At 66.8% G+C, this 6,808-nt stretch carries 5 protein-coding genes; all 5 read right to left on the bottom strand.

The window, feature by feature from the left end:
* A partial coding sequence (locus tag ABD050_RS10695; protein WP_343889311.1) for a beta strand repeat-containing protein occupies nt 1-2,443 on the bottom strand: 2,443 nt, incomplete at its 3' end.
* A 591-nt stretch (nt 2,444-3,034) separates the two neighbouring features.
* A complete protein-coding gene (locus tag ABD050_RS10690; RefSeq protein WP_343889310.1) occupies nt 3,035-3,877 on the bottom strand; it encodes a c-type cytochrome in 843 nt (280 codons plus the stop codon).
* 72 nt (nt 3,878-3,949) lie between these two features.
* The gene (locus ABD050_RS10685) at nt 3,950-4,918 is read right to left on the bottom strand and encodes an NAD-dependent epimerase/dehydratase family protein (RefSeq protein WP_343889309.1); all 969 of its coding nucleotides are present in this window, start codon (nt 4,916-4,918) and stop codon (nt 3,950-3,952) included.
* A 61-nt stretch (nt 4,919-4,979) separates the two neighbouring features.
* Nucleotides 4,980-5,105 (bottom strand): peptidoglycan-binding domain-containing protein, encoded by a 126-nt coding sequence (locus ABD050_RS29025; protein WP_425542436.1) that lies wholly within the window; start codon nt 5,103-5,105, stop codon nt 4,980-4,982.
* A gap of 209 nt (nt 5,106-5,314) precedes the next feature.
* Nucleotides 5,315-6,757 carry a S41 family peptidase gene (locus ABD050_RS10675; RefSeq protein WP_343889306.1) on the bottom strand — a complete coding sequence of 481 codons (1,443 nt, stop codon included), beginning with the start codon at nt 6,755-6,757 and terminating at the stop codon, nt 5,315-5,317.
* Between the last annotated feature and the right edge of the window lie 51 nt (nt 6,758-6,808).

The following is a 6,808-nucleotide window of genomic DNA, read 5'->3' as shown; positions in this document are numbered from 1 at the left end:
CATCACCCGCACCGGCAGCAGAAGTTTGCTGCGCGATGATCGCGGTGTTGCCAGTCGAGGTGACATCGCCTGCGTTCACCGTGACGGCGCCGCCGGTCGATAGCGCGAAGATGCCGTTGCCGCTGGTCGCGGTGACCGGGCCGACCGTGGTCACGCTGGTCGAGCCCGACCCGAAGTTCTCCGCGTCGACGCCGAACCGTGCGTCGATCGAGCCGTTGGCGGTCACATCGATATTGCCGGTACCCGCGGCATTGAGAATTGCCGCCACCATGCCGGCATTGCCCGCCTGGATATTGCCGTTGGCGACCTCGGTCACATTGCCGGTCAGCGACTGGCTCTGGACGTCGATCGCATCCTTGCCCGCGGTCAGCGCGGTCACCGCGCCGGTGGTCACGCTGATGCCGGTGCCGAGCGCCGTATCGCGCACCACGATGCCCTCGCCGCCAGCCGAACTGCTCGCGCCCGATATGTTGACCGTGGTCGTGCCCGAACCGTTGTTGAGGATGTTGGCCGCATCGCCGGTGCCGCCGACGAACCCGCCGGTGCCGGTGACGCTGATGTTGCCGGCGCCGCCGGTTCCGCCGACCAGGCTCAGGCCGCGCGTCGCGCCCGTCACCGTCTGGTCGACCACAACGGTCACGGCGTCGTTGCCGGTCGCCTTGATGCCCTCGGCGGCGGTGCCGGTCACCGTGCCATGCGCGGTGACGTTCACTGCCCCGCTACCGAAGTTGTGCGCGTCGATGCCGGTCGTGCCCGAGACATTGCCTGTTGTCACGTCGACATTGCCCGCGCCAGCGACCTTGGTCTGCTGGGCGATGATCGCGGTGTTGCCGGTCGAGGTGACATCGCCTGCGTTCACCGTGACGGCGCCGCCGGTCGATAGCGCAAAGATGCCGTTGCCGCTGGTCGCGGTGACCGGGCCGACCGTGGTCACGCTGGTCGAGCCCGACCCGAAGTTCTCCGCGTCGACGCCGAACCGTGCGTCGATCGAGCCGTTGGCGGTCACATCGATATTGCCGGTGGCAGCCGCCGGGAAGATCGCCGCCACCATGCCGGCGTTACCGGCCTGGACATTACCGTTGGCGACCTCGGTCACATTGCCGGTCAGCGACTGGCTCTGCGCGTCGATCCCGTTCTTGCCCGCGGTCAGCGCGGTCACCGCGCCGGTCGTGACGCTGATACCGTTGCCAATAGCAGTATTGCGAACGATAAAACCGTTGCCGCCGGCGGAACTGCTCGCGCCCGAGATGTTGACGTGGATGCCGCCAGTGCCGTTGTTGAGGATGTTCGCTGCGTCGCCGCTGCCGCCGACGAACCCGCCCGTGCCGGTCACGAATATTTCGCCACCGCCGCCGGTCCCCCCGACCAGCGACAGGCCATTGGTCGCGCCGGTCACCGTGTTGCCTACCGACACGAACACGCCGGCGTTGCCGGTCGCCTTGATGCCTTCGGCGGCCGTGCCAGTGACGGTTCCGTTGGCGATGATGCCGACGTCGCCCGTGCCGAAGTTGTGCGCGTCGATGCCGGTCGTGCCGGAGACATTGCCCGCGATCACGCTGACCGTGCCACTGCCGGCAACCTTGGTCTGCTGGGCGATGATCGCGGTGTTGCCGGTCGAGGTGACATCGCCTGCGTTCACCGTGACGGCGCCGCCGGTCGATAGCGCAAAGATGCCGTTGCCGCTGGTCGCGGTGACCGGACCCACCGTGGTCACGCTGGTCGAGCCGGTGCCGAAGTTCTCGGCATCCACGCCGAACCGCGCATCGATCGACCCGTTGGCGGTCACATCGATATTGCCGGTGGCAGCCGCCGGGAAGATCGCCGCCACCATGCCGGCGTTACCGGCCTGGACATTGCCGTTGGCGACTTCGGTCACATTGCCGGTCAGCGACTGGCTCTGCGCGTCGATCGCGTTCTGGCCCGCGGTCAGCGCGGTCACCGTACCCGTGGTGACGCTGATGCCGGTGCTGGTCGCCACGTCGCGTACAGTGATGCCCGAGCCGGTCGCGGCCGAGACGTTGCCGCTGACGTTGATGTTGACTGAACCGACGCCGCCGGTCTGCACCGCATCGAACGCGTTGCCGCTACCGTTGTTGATGATGCTCCCACCCGTGTAGGTGATCGGGCCGCCGGCCGCCATGACCGACAGGGCGGCGGTGCCGCCGGCGGTCGGCGTGTTACCGGCATCGACGCTGATCGTGCCGCCATTGGTAACGGAGACGCCGCCGGTGCCGGCGTTGGAAATCGCAAGACCATTGCCGCTGACCGTGGTTCCCGGATCAACGGTGACGATGACCGGTGTCGGCAACAAGCCCTGATAATTGCGATCATTGGGAGCGTTGGCGGGGAATGTCGTGTTGGTGGTCACGGTATTGTCGCACTGCACAGTGACGCCGCCGACAATGCAATTCGCCCAGGCTTGTCCCGGCGCCAGCAGGGTCACCCCAGCGGCGGCGGCCGCGATACCGATGGAGGATCGCAGCGCAAGGCGACTCGCCTGCGAGCGCAGGTTCCTCCGGAGCGACGATTTCGTGGAAGCCTGTCCGAGGACCGAAGCCGAGACGCCAGCGGAATTCCGAATGCACACCATAAACTGCCCCTTTAATTGCGGCGAAGTTGGTGCGACCCGGAGCTAAGCGATGCTCTTTATTTTTCTGGCCCTATCTGAGCAACTTCGGCATTTGTCAACCGATTCCAGCTCCCAGCGGATCAATGCGAGTCCATGCTGACGGCGCAAAAAAATGCCCTGCCGCTTGTCTCGATCAGGGCGCGTACGGTACCCGGTTTCGTGGGGCTGCAGCCCTTGAAAAGGCGTTGGGCGGTCTCAGTTGAGCAGGCCATCCGACAGTCGCGGCGGCTACATTCCTGGCTCGTCGGCGAGGATAATTTCAGCACAAGAATCGTGGCTGTCGTCATCCTCGCTTTCTTCGAGTCGATGAACCGTCGCCGCCCCGCAGCTCTCGCGGCGCAGCCGAGTCGGCCTCCTCAAGGTCGCTTAAACGGGGGCGCGGTATCCGCCCCCAGTGCGAGCCGATCACTCGGGCGGCATCCTCGCTGCCTCACCGGTCAGATAGGCCTGGATCGCGACGATCTCCGAGTCGGTCAGGACGTGGAGGTCGCCGCGCGCCACATTCTTCATCAGCCCGAGATCACGGCCGCTCATGCCGACTCCGGTGCGGAGCAGGGTGCGAAAGGCGACCGGATCATAGGCCGCCGCGATCGGCGCTAGCGCCGGCGCGACCTGCTTGCCGTCCTCGGTCGGCTGCGGCTCGTACAGCTTGTGGCAGGCGGCGCAGGAGACGTTGACGAAGTAGCGGCCGACATCCGCCGGACGGGTCGCAGGCGAGACGGTCACGGGGTCGGCGCTCGGCGGAAGCTTGCCGGCGAGGATCAGCGCACGCCCCACCGGCCCGTAGCTGGTCGTTGCGACCACATCGTCCTGCCGTGGTTTCAGGCTCCTGATCCAGGCGATGATCCGCGCCCTGTCTTCATCGGCGAGGAAGCGATGTGCCCTGGTCGGCATGACGAACAGCGTGTTGCCGGCCTTGTTGACGCCGTGCTGGATCGTGCGGTCTAGCTCGGCGTCCGAGTCGCGCGCGGCCACCCGGGCGAGCGCGGGCGGCGCGAGCCGGCCGAGCATCGGATCGTCGACGAGCACATGGCCGCCACCATCGGCGCCGTGGCATCCCCGGCAGCCGGTGATCCGGGCGAGCCGCCCGCCTTCCTCGATCGCGGCTGCGTCATGCGGCACCTTGATCGTCGCGAGCGGCACGTCATGGCCCTGGCGCAATGCCCATTCCGACGCACCGTACAGCACCGCCGGCACGAACAGCACGATGCCGGCCAGCCCGATCGCGACCCGTCCCAATATTCGCATGAACAACTCCCGTATCCTGAAAATGGATCGGGCCCCGTACAGGAACGACAGCGAAACGAGATTGCCGCGCGACTAATTTGCGACGGAGGCGCTACGCTCCTTCGGCGAGATATAATCGGCAACATGCGCGACCGGTAGTTCGGCGCCATCGCGCATCGCGGCGAGAAGCGCGGTGAAATCGGTCTTGCAGCGAAATCCGAGCACCCGCTCCGCAAGGCCGGCGTCATAGACCCGGTCTATCGATTGCGGCAGGTGCCAGCCCCGTCTGGCGTAGAGCGCCGCGGCATCCGGGAAATAGCGTGCGATCACCCCGGGCGCGTCTATCTTGAGCGCCGCTACGTCGCCGGGCACGAACGGTGTCGGCGCCGAGATAATGAAGGTGCCGAAGCCGATCTCCGGCGCCCGCTCGAGCGCGACGAGATGCGCCTCCGCCGCGTCCTCCACCGTCAGCCGGCGGTGGAGCAGCTCGTTCGCCTTCATATTCTCGCCCGACAGGATGAGATGGGTATCGTCATCCTCGGGAAAGAAGCGCGATGTGCGCAGGATCATGATCGGAAGGCCGTGCTCGGCATGGATCAGCCGGCAGACCTGTTCCGCGGCGAGCTTGGTCACGCCATAGATGTTGCGCGGCTCGAGCGATGCCAGCGTCTCGTCGATCCACACCGCAGCATCGCCGCGCCCTTCGCGGATCGCGGTCGAGATCATCAGTGAGGTGGTCGAGGTGAAGACGAACCGGCTCGCCCCCGCCGCGACCGCTGCCTCGAGCAGGTTGAGCGTGCCGCTCAGATTGACGTCGACAAAGGCCTGGTTCGGGTAGCGGACGATATCGGGCTTGTGCAGCGCGCCGCCATGGATCACTGCCTCGATCCCGCGCTCGGCGAAGACGAGATCGATCAGCGCCCGGTCGGCGACCGTGCCGATCATGTCGGTGTGAGCGCCCGGCGCGACGTCGAGCCCGGTCACCCGGTGCCCCGCCGCGCGCAGCCGCGGCGCGAGGAAGCGGCCGAGCCAGCCGCTCGATCCGGTCAGCAGGATGCGCATCGTTCGATTCCCGGCATGGTGAGGGCGGACAGAACGCCCGTCCGTCTAGCGAGCCGCGGGATTAGGGGAAAGTCTCATCCAGCGCCGCCCAGCATTTCGGGCTGACCACGCCGCCAGCCGTCAGGCCATGGGCCTGCTGGATGGCCCGGACCCTTGCCTCGGTATCCGGCCCGCGCGATCCCGGCAAAGTCAGTCACGTCACGGACGATATTGGCCTCGATCACTTTCAGCCGGGCCGCTTTCAGCAACTCGGGCAGCCATGTCAGAGCATAGGCCATCTTCCCCTCCATCGCCTCGCGGCCTTTTGCCGCCACGAGCAAGGACTAAAGCGAGGAAAATGGCGAGGCCGTTTTTGGAATTATATTCGAATCGGCGCAATCCTGCGTGTCCCGGGCTTCAGCGCCGGCGCTCGGGCAGCGTCGCGATCCAGGCCTCGAGCGCGGCCGTATCGCGCAGGTCGCCGGGGAAAGGATGAACCGGATCGAGCGGCACATTCGAGCCGCGCTTGCGGCCGCGATAGACCTTCATCGGGACTGATAGGCGCGCCGCGCCGCTCGGCAGCACATCCTCCCTCACGTCCATGTAGAGCGTGTCGGCGCTTGTCTCCTGACCGATCTGGATCGCGCCGAGTGCGCGCCACAGATCGGCCGCATCGAGGCAGGCCGAGCCGCAACCGGCATCAGTGATGAAATAGACCGGGCCGCGCGGCGGCACCGGCGGGTCGCCTGGAACGACGGGTTCCTCGTCTTCGGCGTCGCGCCACAAGGCCTCGCCTTTGGCATGGGCTGCGGTCATGCCGGTGATGGTGCGGTCGAACCAGGTCAGTGCCTCGGGCGGGAGGATCGCCTTGCGCTGCTCGCGCGTCGTGGCGAGCGAGGTGATATTGGCCTCGGATGCACGCCACTCGACCGAATCCGAATCGATGCCGAGCTTCGCGAAGCGCTGCTCGCCCCACAGCACCGCGGCGATCTGGCGCGACCAGTCTGACGATCCACCATTGTTACCGCGCAGATCGAGCACGATGGCAGGCGCAGCGACCAGTGCGGCGCGATCCGCTTTCATCGCCGCGATCAGCCCCGGCAGCTTGCGGCCGCCCTCCGAGGCCGGATCGCCGTTGAAGTCGGCAAGCCCGAACCAGCGCGTGCCGTCGGCGAGCGTCCGGGCCTCGATCGGCGGGCGCGTCGCCTGACTCGCGGCTGCTAGTCGGGGCCAGAGCGCTTCGGATGCAATCGGCCGCCAGTTCAGCGACACAGTCCGCTGCTTGCCCGAGACTTCGAACACGCAGGTCGTCGGGCGCGTGATGAAGGGGTTGCCGCGATCGACGAACACCTCGCCGCCGCGCCAGACATGGCGCGATCTGAGGAACCAGCGCCCCTCGAAGGCGCCGACATTGTCCGCCGCCAGCCGGTCCGCGTGTCTGCCGTCGCACGAAACGAGACGCGCGCCGAGCGGAAGCGGCGCATCATCGGCGCGCGATACCACGCGCTGCGTGTCGGCCATGTCGAATCCGGTCAGGAAGCCGGGCCACTTCGTGTCGAACTTCGGCGCATCGCCGGTGGTGCCGAATCCCATATGGCCGTCCTCGAAGCCGGCGACATAGGCCTTCATCGCATACCAGTAGCCGGCGAAATCATGCACTGCGCCCGCACGTTTCAGCGCCAGCGCGAGGCCTGCGTCGTTGCGCTTCGCGAAATCCGGGTCGAGCCGGTTGTGCGGGCCGGGATGATTGGCCGCGGCATCGTCGTGAAGCGCCTGCGCATCCTGTTTGAGCGCCGCGGACCAGTCGCGGTCGATCGGGGCGGCGGTGAGGGCGAGCGTGAGGGCGAACAAAGAGATCATGCTCTCCTCCTATCGCATTGCGTGTTAGTAAGGCGATACAGTGCCCGGAAT

Source organism: Sphingomonas oligophenolica, assembly GCF_039522915.1.
Taxonomy (GTDB): Bacteria; Pseudomonadota; Alphaproteobacteria; order Sphingomonadales; family Sphingomonadaceae; genus Sphingomonas; species Sphingomonas oligophenolica.
The sequence above is the reverse complement of the archived record's forward strand: the minus strand, read 5'-3'. Positions and strand labels throughout refer to the sequence as shown.